General features: G+C 48.4%; 17 protein-coding genes and 1 riboswitch. Of the genes, 8 read left to right on the top strand and 9 right to left on the bottom strand.

The annotated features are described in order from the left end of the window. The first annotated feature begins 67 nt into the window (after positions 1-67). Together KNQ09_RS10365 and KNQ09_RS10360 are read left to right on the top strand one after the other, a co-directional pair. Positions 68-247, top strand: coding sequence for a DUF2188 domain-containing protein (locus KNQ09_RS10365; protein WP_035396111.1), 180 nt, complete (start codon positions 68-70; stop codon positions 245-247). 129 nt (positions 248-376) lie between these two features. Then, the gene (locus KNQ09_RS10360) at positions 377-3124 is read left to right on the top strand and encodes a chitobiase/beta-hexosaminidase C-terminal domain-containing protein (RefSeq protein WP_214858303.1); all 2748 of its coding nucleotides are present in this window, start codon (positions 377-379) and stop codon (positions 3122-3124) included. Between the two features lie 14 nt (positions 3125-3138). Here the strand turns inward: KNQ09_RS10360 and KNQ09_RS10355 are convergent, their stop codons facing one another. Continuing rightward, positions 3139-3495 carry a hypothetical protein gene (locus KNQ09_RS10355; protein ID WP_064299344.1) on the bottom strand — a complete coding sequence of 119 codons (357 nt, stop codon included), beginning with the start codon at positions 3493-3495 and terminating at the stop codon, positions 3139-3141. Between the two features lie 348 nt (positions 3496-3843). Here KNQ09_RS10355 and KNQ09_RS10350 point away from each other — a divergent pair, with 348 nt between their 5' ends. Both KNQ09_RS10350 and KNQ09_RS10345 read left to right on the top strand, forming a co-directional pair. After that, complete coding sequence (locus tag KNQ09_RS10350; protein WP_064299345.1) at positions 3844-4722, top strand: CAP domain-containing protein; 879 nt, start codon at positions 3844-3846, stop codon at positions 4720-4722. 87 nt (positions 4723-4809) lie between these two features. Next, positions 4810-5307, top strand: a complete 498-nt coding sequence (locus KNQ09_RS10345) for a GNAT family N-acetyltransferase (protein WP_064299346.1) — start codon at positions 4810-4812, stop codon at positions 5305-5307. 59 nt (positions 5308-5366) lie between these two features. Here the strand turns inward: KNQ09_RS10345 and KNQ09_RS10340 are convergent, their stop codons facing one another. The 4 genes from KNQ09_RS10340 to KNQ09_RS10325 form a co-directional block, all read right to left on the bottom strand. Further along, positions 5367-6182 carry a MetQ/NlpA family ABC transporter substrate-binding protein gene (locus KNQ09_RS10340; RefSeq protein ID WP_214858301.1) on the bottom strand — a complete coding sequence of 272 codons (816 nt, stop codon included), beginning with the start codon at positions 6180-6182 and terminating at the stop codon, positions 5367-5369. A 27-nt stretch (positions 6183-6209) separates the two neighbouring features. Beyond that, entirely contained in the window at positions 6210-6875 is a 666-nt protein-coding gene (locus tag KNQ09_RS10335; RefSeq protein WP_023469366.1) for a methionine ABC transporter permease, read from the bottom strand. After that, positions 6865-7878, bottom strand: coding sequence for a methionine ABC transporter ATP-binding protein (locus KNQ09_RS10330; protein WP_050678124.1), 1014 nt, complete (start codon positions 7876-7878; stop codon positions 6865-6867). The genes KNQ09_RS10335 and KNQ09_RS10330 overlap by 11 nt, the downstream gene beginning before the upstream one ends. Before the next feature lie 83 nt (positions 7879-7961). Next, positions 7962-8067: riboswitch (SAM riboswitch) on the bottom strand. A 62-nt stretch (positions 8068-8129) separates the two neighbouring features. Then, entirely contained in the window at positions 8130-9317 is a 1188-nt protein-coding gene (locus KNQ09_RS10325) for an aminotransferase class I/II-fold pyridoxal phosphate-dependent enzyme (protein ID WP_214858299.1), read from the bottom strand. Positions 9318-9465: 148 nt separating this feature from the next. Between KNQ09_RS10325 and KNQ09_RS10320 the strand changes: the two genes are divergently transcribed. Then, entirely contained in the window at positions 9466-11076 is a 1611-nt protein-coding gene (locus tag KNQ09_RS10320; RefSeq protein ID WP_214858297.1) for a glycoside hydrolase family 13 protein, read from the top strand. Between the two features lie 263 nt (positions 11077-11339). Here KNQ09_RS10320 and KNQ09_RS10315 read toward each other — a convergent pair whose 3' ends face one another. The 3 genes from KNQ09_RS10315 to KNQ09_RS10305 form a co-directional block, all read right to left on the bottom strand. After that, complete coding sequence (locus KNQ09_RS10315) at positions 11340-12077, bottom strand: MBL fold metallo-hydrolase (RefSeq protein WP_064299351.1); 738 nt, start codon at positions 12075-12077, stop codon at positions 11340-11342. A 126-nt stretch (positions 12078-12203) separates the two neighbouring features. After that, complete coding sequence (locus tag KNQ09_RS10310; protein WP_214858296.1) at positions 12204-13010, bottom strand: SMP-30/gluconolactonase/LRE family protein; 807 nt, start codon at positions 13008-13010, stop codon at positions 12204-12206. A 169-nt stretch (positions 13011-13179) separates the two neighbouring features. Next, complete coding sequence (locus KNQ09_RS10305) at positions 13180-13443, bottom strand: metal-sensitive transcriptional regulator (protein ID WP_023469359.1); 264 nt, start codon at positions 13441-13443, stop codon at positions 13180-13182. Positions 13444-13669: 226 nt separating this feature from the next. Here KNQ09_RS10305 and KNQ09_RS10300 point away from each other — a divergent pair, with 226 nt between their 5' ends. The 3 genes from KNQ09_RS10300 to KNQ09_RS10290 all read left to right on the top strand — a co-directional run bounded on the left by KNQ09_RS10300 (position 13670) and on the right by KNQ09_RS10290 (position 17178). Next, complete coding sequence (locus tag KNQ09_RS10300; RefSeq protein ID WP_058703803.1) at positions 13670-14233, top strand: RNA polymerase sigma factor; 564 nt, start codon at positions 13670-13672, stop codon at positions 14231-14233. Further along, the gene (locus KNQ09_RS10295) at positions 14214-14951 is read left to right on the top strand and encodes an anti-sigma factor (protein WP_064299353.1); all 738 of its coding nucleotides are present in this window, start codon (positions 14214-14216) and stop codon (positions 14949-14951) included. Before KNQ09_RS10300 ends, KNQ09_RS10295 begins: the two co-directional genes overlap by 20 nt. A gap of 184 nt (positions 14952-15135) precedes the next feature. Continuing rightward, a complete protein-coding gene (locus tag KNQ09_RS10290; RefSeq protein WP_064299354.1) occupies positions 15136-17178 on the top strand; it encodes a bifunctional diguanylate cyclase/phosphodiesterase in 2043 nt (680 codons plus the stop codon). 232 nt (positions 17179-17410) lie between these two features. Here KNQ09_RS10290 and KNQ09_RS10285 read toward each other — a convergent pair whose 3' ends face one another. Further along, the gene (locus KNQ09_RS10285; protein WP_050678117.1) at positions 17411-17758 is read right to left on the bottom strand and encodes an iron-sulfur cluster biosynthesis family protein; all 348 of its coding nucleotides are present in this window, start codon (positions 17756-17758) and stop codon (positions 17411-17413) included. Between the last annotated feature and the right edge of the window lie 41 nt (positions 17759-17799).

Raw genomic sequence — 17799 nt, 5'->3', positions numbered from 1 at the left:
CGACACGCTGATGAGGCGTTTTTTTTGTGCCTTTTTTCGGGTAATGCTGAAAGAAGGGGGTGACGACATGCCATGGAATGAGAACGACTATCCGGAGTCATTCAAGAACTTTGATCCGCCACTTCGAAAGAAAGCAATCGAGATCGCGAACGCGTTATTAAAAGACGGGTATGAAGAGGGACGCGCCATTCCGATCGCGACATCGCAAGCTGAAAAATGGTACGAAAGTCACAAAGACGAACAATAAAAAGTTGTAAGCGATACCATTTCTTTCATTTACGAAGGATGGTATCTTTTTTTACGAAAAATATACACTATTGAGAATATAATCTGATATTATTAAGAAGTGTCAGAAAATTCAATAGGGGGTCTCATCATGAAATACGGCAGTACGTTTGGAAAGTGGGCATTGGCCGGAGTGTTAACAGCAGGAATCCTTCCACAAGCGGGTCTTGTCGGGGCAGAAGGCGAAGGCGTCATCTTGTCTGAATACATAGAAGGAACAAGCAATAACAAGGCAATCGAGCTGTACAATGGATCGAGGCAAATCATTGATTTAGCAGACTATACACTCGTTCAATATACGAACGGTGGACCATCAGAAGCGAAAATCACACTATCGGGGAAAGTGGATCCAGGTAAAACGTTCGTTATCGCGAATTCGAGTGCGAATGCGGACATCAAAGCAAAAGCACAATTGACGACGGGATCATTAAACTTCAACGGGAATGATCCAATTGCACTGAAAAAAGGCGACGTCGTTCTTGATATCATCGGACCACTCGGTTCATCAACGGATTTCGCAAAAGATACGACACTCGTGCGGAATGCGGGCGTCACGTCTGGTACTAAAACATACGAACCATCACAGTGGACGAGCTTCCCGGTCGATACACTGACGAATCTCGGTAGTCATCAGACAGAAGCGGGCGACGTTCTTGCAGCACCTACAGCTTCTCCAGTCGGTGAAGTTGAACGTGGAGATCAAGTGACATTGTCAGGTGAAGGAACGATTCATTATACAGTCGACGGCACGACACCAACTGTCGACAGTCCGGTGTATACGTCACCGATCACGATCAACGATGAAGTGACGATTCAAGCAGTTGCCGTCAAGGACGGTAAAACGTCAGCGGTTTCGACATTCAAGTACTATATCGCACCACCGATCACGAAAATCAGCAACATCCAAGGCGTTGCGCATACGTCGCCTTACGCAGATCAACTCGTCCGGACGACAGGTGTCGTCACGTACGTCGTCGATGCGAACAACTTCTACATGCAAGATCCGAATCCGGATAACGACAGCCGGACATCGGAAGGGATTCTCGTCTACGCGAAAAACCATGGTGCTGCCATTGGACAAAAAGTCGCGACGACAGGATATGTCAAAGAGTGGTTGCTTGGTGGCTACAGCGATAAGTTCGATACAGATTTAGCGGTCACGGAAATCAGTACGGTCAATCTCGTGAAGGGTGCACTCAACGAAGGATTACCAGCAAGTATCGTCCTCGGTGATAAAGGAGTCTTGATTCCGACGCAAGTCGTCGACAACGATTCGTTCGCGCAGTTTGATCCAGAAGAAGATGCGATTGACTTATACGAAAGCTTAGAAGGTATGCGTGTCGCTTTACCGAACGCAATCGTCACAGGTCCACAAGCGAACCGGACGATTCCAGTTCGGACGCAGACGGCGGATAAGGTCTACACGAAACGCGGAACTCCGATCCTGACGAAGGACAACGTGAATCCAGAACGTCTCTTCGTTGAGATGGGCAGCTCGTCTTACCGCGCGAAAGCTGGTGATACGTTCAACGGAACGATCGAAGGTGTCATGAGCTACAACTATTCGGCATATAAAGTACTTTCAAAAGCAGCGGACCTTCCGAAACTCGTCACGCGCGAAGCGGATCGTCAGCCGACGAACATCAAAACGGGTGAATCACGTTTGACTGTCGCTTCGTACAACGTCGAGAACTTCGCTTCAACGGCAGACGCTGGAAAAGTCGACCGTGTCTCAGAAGGTATCGCAACATTCTTGAAAACGCCGGACATTGTCGGTTTGACAGAGATGCAGGATAACGATGGTGCGACGGATAGCGGCACGGTCGATGCTTCGAAATCATTTGAGACATTGATCGCCGCGATCGAAGCGAAAACGGGTGTCCGCTATGCCTATACGGACATCGCACCAGAAGACAAGAAGGATGGTGGACAGCCGGGCGGGAACATCCGTGTCGGATTCCTCTACAATCCAGCACGTGTATCGCTCGCACCAGGTGAAAAAGGTGGCGCGACAGAAGCCGTTACGGTGGAAAATGGTAAGTTAACGAAAAACCCGGGTCGCATCCAACCGACGGATCCGAACTTCGCGAGTTCACGGAAACCGCTCGTCGCAGAATTCCTCTTCAACGGTGATTCGTATCATGTCATCGTCAACCACTTTAACTCAAAAGGTGGCGACGGAGCTGACTTCGGTAAGAACCAGCCGGTCGTACGTAAAAGTGAAGTCCAGCGTCATGCGATCGCGAACATCGTCCAAGATTTCGTCTCTGAATTGAAGACGGAAGTCAAAGGATCGAACGTCGTCGTACTCGGTGACTTGAATGACTTCCAGTTCTCGAAGACGCTTGATATCTTAAAAGGCGATAACTTGTGGAACACAGTCGATGATTTGCCGGAATCAGAGCGGTACTCGTATATCTATAACGGAAACGCTCAAGTGCTCGACCATATCTTAATCTCGAATAACTTGAAGTCGTATACGTCGTCGGATATCGTCAACATCAACTCAGAGTATATGGAAGCAGACGGTAGCGCGAGTGATCACGACCCAGCGATCATCTCAATTCAAGGTGCAGAGACGGCCGTACCGGTCAAAGGAAAAGCAGAAGTCGGCATCTGGCGCGCTGTCCAAAAAGGAAAACATATCTTCATTGAACGAAAACTAGGACGCAACTGGGATAAAGCAAGTGAAACACATGCCGACCAACAAGGTGAATTGCTCGCACTTCGTGTTTCGCAAGGTCGTCCATACATTCAAGTGAAAACGATCAAAGGAAAAACGATTTGGCTCGAACTGTCGAATAAATATAAACTAACTGAAACAACAAAATATCAATAAATTAAAAAGCGGACTTAGCGGTCCGCTTTTTTGCGTGCTGGTATAAAAAGCGAAAGAAGTGAGAGTGTACTGATCGAGAGTGTCGAAATTAAAGCAATCGGTAGAGGGATGGCGCGGAACATATACGTGAAGTGGATCAAGATTAAAAAAAGGATGATAGCAAGACCAGGAATGAACTTCTTAGAGAGCAGCATACCCGATCCAGGAACAAGTAACTCGAAACCGAGCCGTTGATTGAGTCGGACATCTTCATGTGCATTAGCCAAGCTAAACGATACGGTCAACGCGACAAGAATCATCCAGCCGGAAAATAAGTATTGTTGAATCGGCAAAAAAGCAATGGATTCATAAATGAAATACAGTAAAACCATAGGTCAACTCCTTCATATCATTATGTTATTTGGAAAAGCATTGAAAGTTTGGCTTACGAATTCTAATGATACCGAGTCGAGAATCGGAGAGCAATCAAAAATCGTTTAGAATGAAATAAAAGAATGTTCACACATTTTAATAAAAGGGGAAAATCATTTAGTATGTGTATTAAATACTTTCAAGAATCGTTTAAACAAAAGCTTTTTTGAAATGGTAGCGCTCTCATGAAATATGTCGGATTTGTGGACGAAAGATGTGATTTAGACAAATGAGAGCCGATGACTGTTCGAAGGAATGATTTTCTTTTAAAATAAAGGTAATGAAATAGAAGGAGGCGAAACGAGGGCATGAAAAAATGGCTAATCATCGGAGTAGCAGCAGTAGCCTTTTTCGGCTACGAAAACATTCCAATGGAACAAGCAGAAGCCGATTACCCGAAAAGCGGCGGCAAGCTGATTGATCGATATAGCAGTGAGTATCCGGGATACGACTGGGAAGTCAGACGGACATCAACGGAGGAATTCGTCGCCTTGACGAAGGATGGAAAAGATTATGGGAAGTATCGTTTCAAGAACGGGGTGACGACGCAAGGCGCGGTCTTGAATAAGGATACGGAATCTTCCTTGAAGAAAAAAGGTTGGACCGCAGTGAAGTCCTATCGTAAAGGCAATACGAACTACATGTTGAATCTGGATCATGCCGCCGTCTATGAGAAGAAAGGCAATTACGTGACATATTTCTTCGATCAACATGACGGCAATAAAGTCAAAGCGACGCTTGCGATTCCAAAAGACGTCGAAGCGAAGAAAAAAGGCTTCTACGGTACGGCGTCGAATGCGTTACGAACGACAGATGAGAAACTGATGCTTCGGTTGATGAACTGGGAACGAGCCGACTATAAATTAAATCCATTAGCACCGTACACGGCACTGAAGCCGGTTACACGTGGTCACAGCGAAAACATGGCGAAGAATAATTTCTTCTCGCATACGGATCCACAAGGGCGTGACCCGTTCGATCGAATGAAACAAGGCGGTATCAAGTTCATGGGAGCCGGTGAGAATCTCTCGATGGGCTATCCGAATGTCTTTGCGGCGCATTGGGGCTTGATGAACTCGAAAGGACACCGCGATAACATCCTTCAAAAGAGCTTCAAGCAGGCGGATGTCGGTGTAGCATTCCGAGACAACGCACCGTACTTCACGATTAATTTCCGAACACCTTAAATAGAAGAATGGAGGACGATATCGCTCGATGTCGTCCTCTTTTTTACGAGTTAGTTCGTTCTATACTACAGGTAGGGGGTGGAGCAGTTGAAAATACGTCAATTGACGGCAGAAGATGCAACTCGTTACAAAGCATTGCGGTTAGAAGCCTTACGAAACCATCCGGAGGCATTCGGCTCTGATTATGAAGCAGAAAAAGATCGACCCATCGAACGGTACGCAACTCGTCTTGAAAGCGAACAGTCGATGACGTTCGGTGCGTTTCATGAAAATGAACTCGTCGGTGTCGTCACTATCGTCTGCTCCGAGCCAGTCAAGATGCGACATCGAGCGAATCTATTTGCGATGTACGTTACGCCACGCGCCCGAAAGCAACAGGTCGGACGACAACTCGTAGAAGAGGCATTACGTAGATTAAAGCAGCATCCTGTGATCGAGCAAGTCCATCTCTCGGTCGTCCGGACGAATGAAGCTGCTAAAGCGTTGTATCGATCACTTGGTTTTGAATCATACGCGATTGAACCGCGGGCGCTGAAAATCGATGATACCTATCATGATGAAGAACTGATGTGGTATCGGTTCTAACACAAAATGACCGGAATTCAAAGAGAGGTGATCTCGTTGAATTCCGGTCGTTTTTTACATCAGTTTGCCCATTCAGGTTTACTGAAGCCTTTGAATGATTTTTCGATGACTGTATTGAAAGCGTCCGATTCGACGGCTGCTTTTAAGTCTTTTGCGACTTGCTTGTCCGCATCTTTCGTTTGGACAGCGACGAGGTTACGGTATTGTTCGTCCATCGTCTCAAGCGCTAACGCATCAAGTAAGTCGAATTTCGCAGCAAGTGCGAAGTTTCCTGGAACGGCTGAAATGTCGACACTTTCGACGGCGCGTGGCAATTGAGCCGCCTCGAGTGGTTTAATGACGAGTTTCTTCGGATTCTTGACGATATCTTTCTCTGAAACGGTTAGTGGATCAGCGTCCGGCTTCAGTTCAATCCAGCCTTGTTCCGCAAGCAAGTTCAGTGCCCGTGCTTGGTTCGTCGGATCATTCGGTGTCGCGACTTCAGCACCTGTCTTGACGTCGTCGAGTGTCTTCGCTGTCTTGCTGTATAGTCCCATCGGTGCTGTCGGAACCGTGATGAGTCCTTTTAAACCGAGGTTCTTTTCTTTAGAGAACGTCTTGAGATAGATCGAGTGTTGGAACAAGTTGGCGTCGATGTTCCCGCTACCGAGGGCGATGTTCGGTTGGATGTAATCGCTGAACTCGACGATTTCGACTTTATAGCCTTTCTTTTCGAGTTGCGGCTGGATCGCTTGTTTGACCATGTCGCTATACGGACCGCTCGTCGCACCAATCTTGATCGTCTTGTCTTTTTCGTCAGCACTGCTGTCTCCACATCCCGCGAGGACTCCTGCACCGAGTAAGGCTGTTGCTAAAAAGGCATATCGTTTTTTCATGATTCCACTCTCCCTTTGTATGTATGATTAGCGTTTATCTGTTTTTCGCGCCAGTTGATTGCCAAGTGCTTGAATACTTTGAACGATGACGATGAGCACGACGATCGTCACGATCATGATGAGATTATCGTAGCGATAATAACCGAAACGGATCGCGAGGTCACCAACACCTCCACCGCCGACGATACCAGCCATCGCTGAGAAGCCGATCAAGCTGATCGTCGTTAATGTGATGCCCTGAATGATGCCAGGGAGTGCTTCCGGTAAGAGGACACTGACGATGATCCGTAATGGTTTCGCCCCACATGCTTCCGCTGCTTCGATTAGACCAGGCGGAATTTCGCGCAGTGACGTCTCAACGAGTCGCGCGAGAAACGGAATCGCTGCGACACTGAGACTGACGGATGCTGCCGTCGGACCAATCGTATTGTCGAGTAAGAACTTCGTTAACGGAATGAGGGCAACCAGCAAGATGATGAACGGTAGCGACCGGACGATGTTGACGACGAAGTCAAGGACACGGCGGACGGCAAGGTTTTGAAAAAATAATCCCCGGTCGGTGACGAACAAGAGAATCCCGAGCGGAATCCCGACGACCAATGCAAAGGCAAGTGAAATTCCTACCATCCACGCCGTCTCGCCGAGTGCCTTCAAGAGCTCAGGTAACATCGTTTGAATACGATCAAGCCACATCCTGAATCACCTCGAGTGCATGAAGTTCCGTCGCGAGCCAGTCGAGGGCAGGAGCGATTTGGTCGGATGATCCCGTCAAGCTGACAATCAGGACACCGAAGGCGACGTCTTGAATGTAGTCGACCTTGCCGTGCAAGATGCTGACTGAGATATCGTAACGGCGGATTGCTTCTGATAACGTACTCTCACCGGTCTTCTCGCCCGTGAACTGCAAGCGGATGATCTTGCCTGGAGTTGCCTGTAAGATGCGTTCCGGCAATTCGATTTGTAGTGCCGTATCGACGTAATGTTGCGTCACTGGATGCTTGGCTTGACTGAACAGGTCATAGGTTGAGGCGACTTCAACGACTTCACCTTGCGACATGACCGCGACGCGATGGCAAATCTGTTTGACGACATCAATCTCATGCGTGATGAGGACGATCGTCAATCCGAGTCGTTCATTCAAATCCTTCAGCAGTTCAAGGATCTGTAGTGTCGTAACGGGGTCAAGAGCTGATGTCGCTTCGTCACATAACAAGACGGTCGGATCGTTCGCGAGTGCCCGGGCAATCCCGACGCGCTGTTTTTGCCCACCGCTTAATTGACTCGGGAAGTTCGTCTCAAATCCTTCAAGTCCGACGAGCGAGACGAGTTCGCGAATTCGCTCCGGGAAATCTGCTCGTTTGACGCCAGCAGCCTTGAGCGCAAAAGCGATGTTATCCGCGACGTTGCGCGACTGGATCAATTGGAAATGCTGAAAGATCATTCCTGTCCGCAAGCGAAGTTGACGCAAATCTGCTTTTGACATCCCGCCGAGCGAGACACCGTCGACCTTGACGGTTCCTTGTGTCGGATGCTCAAGCCCGTTGATCAGGCGAAGCAATGTACTTTTACCGGCACCGGACTCACCGATGATTCCGAAGATTTCTCCTTTTTGGATCGTCAAATCGACATCCCGTAATGCAAAAATCGGGGTCCGGTCTCGAACGAACCGTTTTGTAATGTGTTTGAATTCAATCATCCGCTCATCTCCTCATACAAAAAAGTCGCTTTTTCCTAGTAGCAGAGCAACCAGAAAAAAGCGACGAAAGTGTAAGATTTCGTAACTTATCTCTCAGAATGAAGATCATTCTGTAGGATGTGGCACCGTTCCTTACAGGTGGTTGCCGGACGTCGTTGGGCCTAATCCCTCGGTCGCTCTCGATAAGTAGTTATGCTGTTGGGATTTACTTTAACGGAAATGATTCCCATCTGTCAAATGTTTTTTCAGAATTATTCCGCAACAGGTGTCCGGAACAGGTTGAGCGTTCCAATTCGATCGACGGCTTCTTCTAGACGTTCGACGTCAGCAATCAAGCTGATCCGGACGTAGCCTTCACCGTATTCGCCGAAGAAGGATCCAGGGGTCACGGCGACGTGTGCTTCGTCAAGCAGGTGATCGGTGAAGCTTTGGGACGTGTAACCTTCCGGAACAGGAAGCCAGACGAAGAAGGAACCGCCCGGTCGTGGTCCACTCCAACCAATCGCATCGAGTTTTGCGAACAACGCATCGCGTCGTGTTTCGTACAGACTGCTTAACTCGCGGACACATGTCTGGTCACTCGACAGGGCGACGGTCGCAGCATGCTGAATCGGTGTGAAGGCACTGACGTAGAGATGTTCTTGGTATGTTTCGATGCTTGAGATGACGGACGGATTTCCGATCGCGAAGGCAATCCGGAAGCCGGACATGTTGAAGCGTTTTGAGAGTGAGAATAGCTCGATCCCAACGTCTTTTGCCCCTTCCGTCTGCAGGAAGCTTCGCGTCGGACCATCGAAACTGATGCCGCCGTATGCTAAGTCATGGACGACACAGATATCATGGGCATCGGCGAAAGCGACTGTCTGTTCGAAGGCTTCTGCCGTCGCGGTCGCACCCGTCGGATTACTCGGGTAGTTGAGGAACAACATCCGGGCACGCTCGACGTCCGTCGTATCAAGTAAGTCGTAATCCGGTAAGAAGTTATTTTTCTCAAGCAACGGAAGCGTGATCGGGAATGCACCAGCAAGTGCTGCGCCAGACAGGTAATCCGGGTATCCTGGATCCGGAACGATGACACCTTCTCCAGGGTTGACGATTGTCTGCGGTAAGGCGACGATACCGGCTTTACTACCGAGGAGAATCGCGACTTCCGTTGCCGGATCGATTGTGACACCGAATTCAGTCGCATAAAAGCGTGCGACGGCTTGCTTTAGAAAATCATGTCCACGAAACGGTGGATATTGAAGGTTCGTTGGCTCGTCGATGGCTTGTTTTAAGGCATCGAGAATATGTACAGGCGTCGTCTGGTCAGGCGTTCCTTGACCAAGTGTGATGACATCGTGTCCGGCAGCTTTTACAGCACCGATTCGGTTCGCGAGTTCAGCGAAGACAGGAGCAGGAAGCCGATCAATGGCGATGGATGGAGCGAAATGTTTCATGGATGAATGCCTCCTTCGTGGTATTGTCGTCAAGGATAACGAATATTCAGTCAAAAGAAAAGAACTTTTTCGAAATTCAAAAAAATTGTCGGATAAACAGGTACAGATAAGTGGAGCGGGAATAAAGAGTAGGGAGAGGAGTGGGAAGATGAAGCGAGCTAACTGGAAAGAGGCAGTCGTCTATCAAGTCTACTGGCGTAGCTTTAAGGATTCGAACGGGGATGGGATTGGTGATTTGCGAGGTGTCATCGAAAAGCTTGATTACATCACTTCACTTGGTGTCGATGTCGTGTGGTTGAATCCGTGTTATCGTTCCCCGGACGTCGATAACGGCTATGATATTGCCGATTATTACGAGATCATGGAAAAAGCGGGAACGATGGGAGATCTCCAGGAGTTGATCACGGCCGCTCATGCCCGTGGATTAAAGGTCATTCTCGATTTAGTCGTGAACCATACGAGTGACCAGCATGACTGGTTCCGTCAGTCGCGAGAGCGGATTAACGATAAGGATGACTGGTATATCTGGCAGGATGGCACGAAAGAGACGCCTCCGAACAATTGGCGCTCGTACTTTGCGCCAAGCCCGTGGACGTGGAGTGAAGAACGCGGGCAGTATTATTTTCATTCCTTCGCCAAAGAACAGCCCGACTTAAACTGGGAGCACCCAGCTGTGAGGCAAGCGATCTACGATATGATGAACTGGTGGATCGCTCAAGGAATCGACGGTTTCCGGATGGATGTCATCAACTTGATCAAAAAACCGTCGCTTGAGGATGTTGCCAATCCGTTTGATCTCTCGTACCTTGGAAATCAGCCCGGCGTGCATGACTTTTTGCAGGAGATGCATGCGAATGTTCTCGCTGGTAAAGACTTGTTTACAGTCGGTGAGATTCCGTTCGTTGGTCCAGAAGATGGGCTGTTATATGTCAGTGAGGACCGAGAAGAACTCCGGACGCTATTTCACTTCGAAATCGCGGATGACATGGAGGCGATGGATCTCTTACGATTCAAGGAGATTCAAAAACGCTGGTACGACGTCTTATACCCATTAGGTGTCAATTCACAGTTCCTCAACAACCATGATCATACACGACAAGTGACCCGCTTCGGCAGTGAACGGTATCGCGTCGAGAGCGCAAAACTACTCGGTTTGATGTTGCATACGTTACCCGGAATTCCATATGTGTATCAAGGAGAAGAAATCGGAATGACGGGGATTCGTTTCTCGGATCCGTCGCTTTATCAAGACGTCGCCTTTCGAAATCGATACGCGGAGCGCGTCGCTGGTGGAGAGGACCCGGAGGTCGTACTCTCGTCGATGCAGTTACTTGCCCGTGATAACTCCCGCACACCGATGCAGTGGGACGGTACACATGCAGCTGGCTTTACGAGTGGGAAACCATGGTTAGCCGTCAACCCGAATTATACGGACATCAATGTCGCGCAGGCAGAAGCGGATCCATCGTCCGTGCTTGCTTTTTACAAGTCGCTGATTCAGATGCGAAAGCAACATCCGATCATGGTTTACGGCACGTACCGAGACTTAGCGCTTCATGATCCGTATCTCTATATCTATGAACGGGAATTAGAGGGAGAAGTCTGGCGGATCGTCCTCAACGTACATGATGAACCGATGCAGACCGCCCTCATTTTACCGCATGAAAAATTGCTCGTATCAAACTATCCGGATAGCCCGGATATCTTGCGTCCCTACGAAGCACGCGTCTATCGTTATGCTGTTGCAGAACAGAATTGAACCACTGGACGAAAAAATGGGGCTAACTCAAAAAAAGAATGACGCGTCTTTTCACGCCCTTTCCTCAGGCGAGACACAAGCCCGTTTTCCTGCTTCATTCAAGCAGGAAAACGGGTCTTGTTTGTCTCTGAAGCGCATAAATGCGCTTATTCCTGTAGGAGTTGCGTGCGACGCGTCATTCTTTTTGTTATGAGATAAGGATGGCAGATTTTCATTCTGCCATCCTTATCTTTGGAAAGACTGACTTATGATACAGTCCCGTTTTAAGTGTGTGATTTGAATGGAGAAGATTTTTTCGTCTGTAAGACGTGTCCGAATCGATCGACAGCTTGGCGCATCTCGTAACTCGGTCCGAGAATGAGGGGACCGTGTCCGACGGCAAGAATATCTGGAGATAGTTCCGTCAGTTGATCAGCCGAGCGAAGGGCGACGTCCGGATCCCATGTCGCGAGTGCGGGGAACGGAAATTGCCAGCGGACATCACCGGAGACGGCGAGTCCCCCTTGCGTCTGAAAAGCATCTCCAGCGATCAACGTCCGACTCCCTTCATGCCAAAGCGAGATCGAACCAGGTGTATGCCCGGGTGAGGCGATGACACTGAGACTTCCGACTTGTTGACCACTCTCGAGCAATCGATCCGGTCGTGTTTTGATGTTTTTCGGAATACCCCCTTTTAAGGGTGTCGTTTCGCCTTCGCGTAGCGTCTCATCCCCACTGAGCAATGCAGCATCTCGGTAACTGATACAGACTTGAGCGAGAGGGAAGGCGTTCGCAAGGAAATCCAGTGAGCCGACATGATCGGCGTGCGCATGAGTCAGGATGATTGCACCGAGTGGTTTCTCTTGCTGTCGAATATAGTGATAGAGCGCCTTTGCGTTAATTCCGAGTCCAGCATCAATCAATGTTAAACTGTCTGCTTCTTCAAACAGGTAGCAGTTGACCGGGAAAAAGGATGGGGTCGTCTGCAGTTGGTGTAAACGTTCGATTGTCGTGACGCGCATCGGCTTCACTCCTTCAAAAAATGAATAGTCTTCTTCTTTAGTATCGTCTGTTTTTGAATAGGCGTCTAGACGAATTGTGTGGAAAAAGAGGCATCACCTCTAAAAAGATGATCCCTCCTCTACGAATCATTCAAATGTTACAGCGAAGACGGCACCGGCGTGTGGCGCATCATCTCCGTTTGCAGCCGTCGTGACGAGCAATCGATCTTCATAGAAAATCGGGCACGTCGGATTTGCGACCGGGAAGTCGACATGAGCGAGTTTTTCACCATTCGTAAGATTCCAACGGGTGATGCATGATCCAGCATAATGCGCGATCCAAGCGTGACCTTCCGCGTCCTTCGTCATACCATCCGGGAACCCTTCTTCTTCTTCGAGATCAACGGCGACACGTTTATTCGAAAGTGGTGCGTCCGGAGCGTAGTCGAAGGCATAGACTTTTTTCGTCGGTGTATCGATGTGATAGAGCGTCTTGCCATCTTCTGACCAGACGAGTCCATTCGAGTTCGTCAAGTCTTCGTGCAAGACATCGATGGAGCCATCGTGACGCAGGCGGAACAATCCAGCGGTCTTACCGTCTTCTTCATTAATGCTACCGGCGACATATTGTCCGGTTGGATCAAGCTTTCCGTCATTCATCCGGTCGGAATCGGGTAGCGACAGTTGATGCTCAAGAGACAGATGTCCTTCTTTGAGATCAAACGTTCCGAATCCGTGTTCTGCCGTGACACGTAATAAATCCGGTGCATCCGTCAAGGCAATCGATGTGATGGCGCTTGGTAACGTATACGGTTTGAGTGCTTCTGTGACGAGATCATATGAGAAGAGAAGTTGATTCGGAATATCAACGAAATAAAAGCGCTTTGTTTTTGCGTCGTAAACAGGAGATTCGCCTGTCTTACATGCGACATCAATGAATAGGGAAACGGTCATAAGTACTCTTCCTCCTAAGTGGACGTCTTTTACGAGCAGTCCAGATAATAACAATTTAGTATACCTGTTTTGACGCGCAATCAAACCTGGATCAAACGGCTGATATACTAAAATAAACGTCTAAAAAAATAGCCTGCTATCAAAGCAGACTATCCGTACGAGCGTTATATCAGCGGCTCTTAACGAGCAAGTTGACCGCTTCCTTGACCAGTTCTTCGGTTTGTCCATCGCCGTTTTGTTCGGCGTCCTTGACGCACTCAATTAGATTCGAACTGACGACGACGCCGATCGTCCGGTCAATCGCAGAACGGGCAGCGGAGAGCTGGGTGATGACATCGCGGCAATCTTGCCCTTCTTCCATCATCCGTAAAATACCTCGTAGCTGTCCTTCGATCCGACTAACACGGTTCTTCATCTTCCGATCATAATCCATTTTTATTCCTCCGATTCCCGTTGACCTGACGTCATGTAGTATCTTTATGCTATGCCCATTACGGTATAACTGTCAATTCAGCAGAATTTTAAGCTATACTTTTATTAGAATTAGGGAATATGGATGTGGTGAAGATTTTTACTTAGAAAATGAATAAAATCGAAAACGATTTGGTGTCAGCTTGCGTATACTATATGATAAGGCTGACGTCAGAAGGAGGAGAAGGATGCACACTCAATCCGATGAATCGCTTTATCATCTGATGCGTAGCGGTGATGAGCAAGCCCTCGAGACATTGTACGATAAATACGAGCGGTTATTGTTTTCATTCGCCCATCGCTTTACGAATAATGACCGGTTGTCCGAAGAAGTCATACAAGAAGTGTGGATGAAGATTTGGAATGGTCGTGTTGATTTTGATACACAAAAAGGAAAGTTTTCATCGTGGATTTTAACGATTACACGTAACGCGGCACTGGATTGTCTCCGTCGTGAAAAACGACAACCGACAATCGAAGTCGAGGAGCGCGATGGTGGATACGACGAGCCGGTCGAGCGAACGGTCATGCAGCGGGAAACAGCTGCTGAAGTGCGCGGGGCGGTTAGTGAACTGAAGCCAGAGCAGCAAGAGCTGATTGAACTCGTTTACTTCCAGGGTATGACGCAGCAACAGATTTCAGAGCGACTCGATTTACCTCTTGGAACGGTCAAGACGCGAATCAGGAGCGCGATTCAAGCATTACGAAAACGAATGGATGGGAGGGAACGAGATGGAAGAACGTTGTCATGACTTAATCGATTATTTCAATGGAACATTATCCGCAGCAGATCGCGACGCGTTCGAAGCGCATCTTGCGACGTGTGAAGAATGTCGCGAAGCGCTTTTAGAAATGGAAGAACTCATGCTTCCCATCGCTGAATCGCTTCCGGAGCGACCCGTTCCTGCAGGTATGAAAGCACGGATTCTTGGAGAAGTCCTTGGTTCAGCAGAGACGGCGTCTCCTCAGGAAGCACCGATGACTACTCCGGTAGACATCAAACAAGCACGTCAGCAACAAACGAAGAAAAAAAGTGTCCCACTCGGCTGGTTGATGAGTATCGCCGCTGCCTTGATTCTCTCACTTGGTGCGAACGCCTACTTCCTCTCACAGGAAGAAAGCACGGATACACCCGAGACGTTAGCCATGGATGAGATCAAAGGGATGGGGAACTTCGAAAGCACAGAGTCCATCAAAGGATCAAGCATGATTTTCACGCAAAACGATAAATCGTACATGCTGGTCCAGTTGAAGGATTTACCACCCCTTCAAGAAGGGCAACTTTATCAGTTATGGACGATCGAAGGCGAAACACCTACTGCGAACGGTGTCATCGAAAAAGATGGAGAGGCAGCAGCTGTCTTCCCACTTAAAGGAGACGGCAAGGTGGACGCGGTCGCCATCACGGTCGAACCAGAACCGGATTTAGAAAAACCGACGGGCGAAATCGTCGCATCGGTCGCATTATAATCGATAGCTCTAGCGAATCCGTATCTTACGGATTCGCTTTTTTTGTGCAAGGTGCTGAATGGAATAAGCAAAAGCGCGTTGAAATGATAAGAAATCGAATGAATTTCTAATTTTTACTGAAGAAATGAGACCGAGCAGACGATAGTTAGGAGAATGACAGTCTATTAAGGAGAGGCCTCATACAATGAATGAATGGATCATCTTAACGAAACATTATGAAGTGACACTCGTCGTAGTGTCAGTGCTCGTTGCCATCATCGGATCATATGGTTCACTAGAGTTAAATCGGCGTCTAGCGAAGGCGACTTCCTTGAAGAAGCGTGCCTTGTTCCTCTCATCATTGACGATGGGATTATCAATCTGGGGAATGCATTTCGTCGGGATGGGGGCATTCGCCCTGTCGGTTACGGTTCGCTATGATTGGTTTTTAATGTTCTTATCCGTCATTCCTGCCATTTTAGCTGCTTTCATTGCCTTCCATCTCTTGTACTCGTCGACGATTACGAGAAATAAGGTGATTTTAGCGGGGGCACTGATGGGGGGCGGAATCGCCACGATGCATTATCTCGGAATGATGGCGATGCAGTTCGGTGGAACCGTTCGGTATGAGACAGGATTATTCCTCTTATCGGTTCTGATTGCCGTTACCGTCGCGTATATCGCTTTGCTACTGCTCCATCGCTTAAGACATGTCGATCAGAAACGGATCTTGATTCCCATCGCGGTCGTGATGGGGTTTGCCATCTCTTCGATGCATTATGTCGGAATGCTTGGTACATCGTTTTGTATCCCAGCTTCTAATGCCGAGATCATCGGCGACGCTCCAATCACGTCGAATATCTTAAACGAAGTCGCGATCCCCGTCTTCTTGATTGTCATCTTGATTGCTGGGCTCTATATTCACTTGGAACGACGTGCTCTACAAATGATGGCGTATACGGACCATTTGACCGGACTGCATAATCGGAGATGGCTTGACCATCACATGACGAAGGTCGATGCCCATTACGGTCGAGCGAAACAAGAGATGGCGATGGCTTTACTTGATCTTGATGGATACAAGTGGGTCAATGACACATTCGGTTTTGATAAGGGCGATGCGGTCATCCGGCAGTTCGCAGAACGGATGCTAGGGACGTTGAAGGAAGATGAAGCGTGCATTCGCTATAACGGCACCCAGTTCTTCCTCATCAAACGTGTTTCACAAGAAGACATGACAGAGGTCTTCGAACAGATTTTAGAGGACGTGCGTCAACCGATTGCGCTCGAGGATCAGCCGGTTCATTTGACGGCAACGATGGGCGTCATTTTACCGAACACAAAGGAATCGCTTGAAATGCGAATCGGTCAGATGGAAAGTGCGCTACGTGCTGGTAAGAACGAGGGACGTGATCGATTCATCGTGTACGATGATGCGCTACACTCCGATCGCAGGGAGCAATTGATCGTCGGTTCCTTACGCCGGGCGATGACGGATTTCAAGGAGTTCGCTCTCGTCTACCAACCGAAGATCGCACTCGCTACAGGAAAGGTCGATCAGGCGGAAGTCTTGATTCGCTGGAATCATCCGAAGTTTGGTTTCATCTCACCGGCGGAGTTCATCCCGCTTGCTGAAAAATACAGTTTAATTCACCGTTTGACCGAGTGGGTGTTGAAGGAGACCGTCGCACAGATGGAGATTTGGAAGAAGGAAGATTATTTCATTCGTCAAGTCTCTGTCAACTTATCCGCGATGCACTTCCGGTCCGAGTCACATAACGTGATGATTAAAGAGATCGTTCACCATTCCTTAAAGAGTGGAAGCGAGTTACAACTACAGCTCGAAATCACAGAAACATCCGTCATGGAGAATCTCGACCGAGCGATGATGATGCTCGGTGAACTGAAGCAACTCAGTCTGACGATTGCACTCGATGACTTCGGAACGGGTCTATCTTCACTGACACACTTAAAGCATCTCCCGATTGATATCCTGAAGATCGACAAGTCGTTCATCGATGAAGTCCCACATGACGAACGGGGAACAGCGATCACAGAAATGATCATTCAGCTTGCGAAGAGTCTTGGAATCGAAGTCGTCGCGGAAGGTGTCGAGACACTCGAACAGCATCTTTTCTTAAAGCGTCTCGGTTGCGATTATGGTCAAGGTTACTATTACAGTAAGCCGATGCACGTGAAGGATCTAAACCAGCGGACGATCGAAGAAACGGTTCTAAATGTCGGATAAGGCAATCCAAACGTGACTTCCGTTCGTATACTAGATAAGCATGCGAGGATGATGCATGCGACGTCTGGGGGGACGCAAAGCGCTGGAGGTTTTCACCAGCTCGTGCACGATGCAGACAGACATCCAGTACATTCGACTATACTCGATCAACTCAGCTTTCGACGCAGCACCTGTCTGTTCGAACACAAACAAAGGCAACTTCCACGATGGAAGTTGCCTTTTTCATTTTCGCTTATGAACGAACCGTTAGGACGCAGCCTGTTTGATCCGTCACGAGCACATTCGTATTAAAGTATTGTCCATCACTTTTTAGGATGAGCGCTTTTTTCTCCGCGTTGTAATCGAGTGTCATTTCTTGATCGAGGAAATGACTCGACCACCGCTTGACGAGAACGGGACCGACGTTTGAATCAATCGTCATGTCTTCCGGTGTCGCTTCATCGACGATGCGAATACTGAAAATACCAGAGTTTCCGCAACCACAACCCTCTGTATCGTAATAGAGGTGCAGTTGACCGGATACTTCACCGCGTAATTGGCGGATCCGCTCCTGAGCAGACGGTGTAAATGTGATATTCATGGTCATTCACTCCTTTCCTTTAGTATACGCCGTTTGAACAA

It is taken from the genome of Exiguobacterium sp. s191, from assembly GCF_018618955.1.
In the GTDB taxonomy this organism is placed as follows: domain Bacteria; phylum Bacillota; class Bacilli; order Exiguobacteriales; family Exiguobacteriaceae; genus Exiguobacterium_A; species Exiguobacterium_A abrahamii.
The sequence above is the reverse complement of the archived record's forward strand: the minus strand, read 5'-3'. Positions and strand labels throughout refer to the sequence as shown.

Coding starts and splice junctions, on each gene's coding strand:
- KNQ09_RS10365 (WP_035396111.1), top strand. CDS start 68: ATGCCATGGAATGAGAACGACTATCCGGAGTCATTCAAGAACTTTGAT.
- KNQ09_RS10360 (WP_214858303.1), top strand. CDS start 377: ATGAAATACGGCAGTACGTTTGGAAAGTGGGCATTGGCCGGAGTGTTA.
- KNQ09_RS10355 (WP_064299344.1), bottom strand. CDS start 3,495: ATGGTTTTACTGTATTTCATTTATGAATCCATTGCTTTTTTGCCGATT.
- KNQ09_RS10350 (WP_064299345.1), top strand. CDS start 3,844: ATGAAAAAATGGCTAATCATCGGAGTAGCAGCAGTAGCCTTTTTCGGC.
- KNQ09_RS10340 (WP_214858301.1), bottom strand. CDS start 6,182: ATGAAAAAACGATATGCCTTTTTAGCAACAGCCTTACTCGGTGCAGGA.
- KNQ09_RS10335 (WP_023469366.1), bottom strand. CDS start 6,875: ATGTGGCTTGATCGTATTCAAACGATGTTACCTGAGCTCTTGAAGGCA.
- KNQ09_RS10330 (WP_050678124.1), bottom strand. CDS start 7,878: ATGATTGAATTCAAACACATTACAAAACGGTTCGTTCGAGACCGGACC.
- KNQ09_RS10325 (WP_214858299.1), bottom strand. CDS start 9,317: ATGAAACATTTCGCTCCATCCATCGCCATTGATCGGCTTCCTGCTCCT.
- KNQ09_RS10320 (WP_214858297.1), top strand. CDS start 9,466: ATGAAGCGAGCTAACTGGAAAGAGGCAGTCGTCTATCAAGTCTACTGG.
- KNQ09_RS10315 (WP_064299351.1), bottom strand. CDS start 12,077: ATGCGCGTCACGACAATCGAACGTTTACACCAACTGCAGACGACCCCA.
- KNQ09_RS10310 (WP_214858296.1), bottom strand. CDS start 13,010: ATGACCGTTTCCCTATTCATTGATGTCGCATGTAAGACAGGCGAATCT.
- KNQ09_RS10305 (WP_023469359.1), bottom strand. CDS start 13,443: ATGGATTATGATCGGAAGATGAAGAACCGTGTTAGTCGGATCGAAGGA.
- KNQ09_RS10300 (WP_058703803.1), top strand. CDS start 13,670: ATGCACACTCAATCCGATGAATCGCTTTATCATCTGATGCGTAGCGGT.
- KNQ09_RS10295 (WP_064299353.1), top strand. CDS start 14,214: ATGGAAGAACGTTGTCATGACTTAATCGATTATTTCAATGGAACATTA.
- KNQ09_RS10290 (WP_064299354.1), top strand. CDS start 15,136: ATGAATGAATGGATCATCTTAACGAAACATTATGAAGTGACACTCGTC.
- KNQ09_RS10285 (WP_050678117.1), bottom strand. CDS start 17,758: ATGAATATCACATTTACACCGTCTGCTCAGGAGCGGATCCGCCAATTA.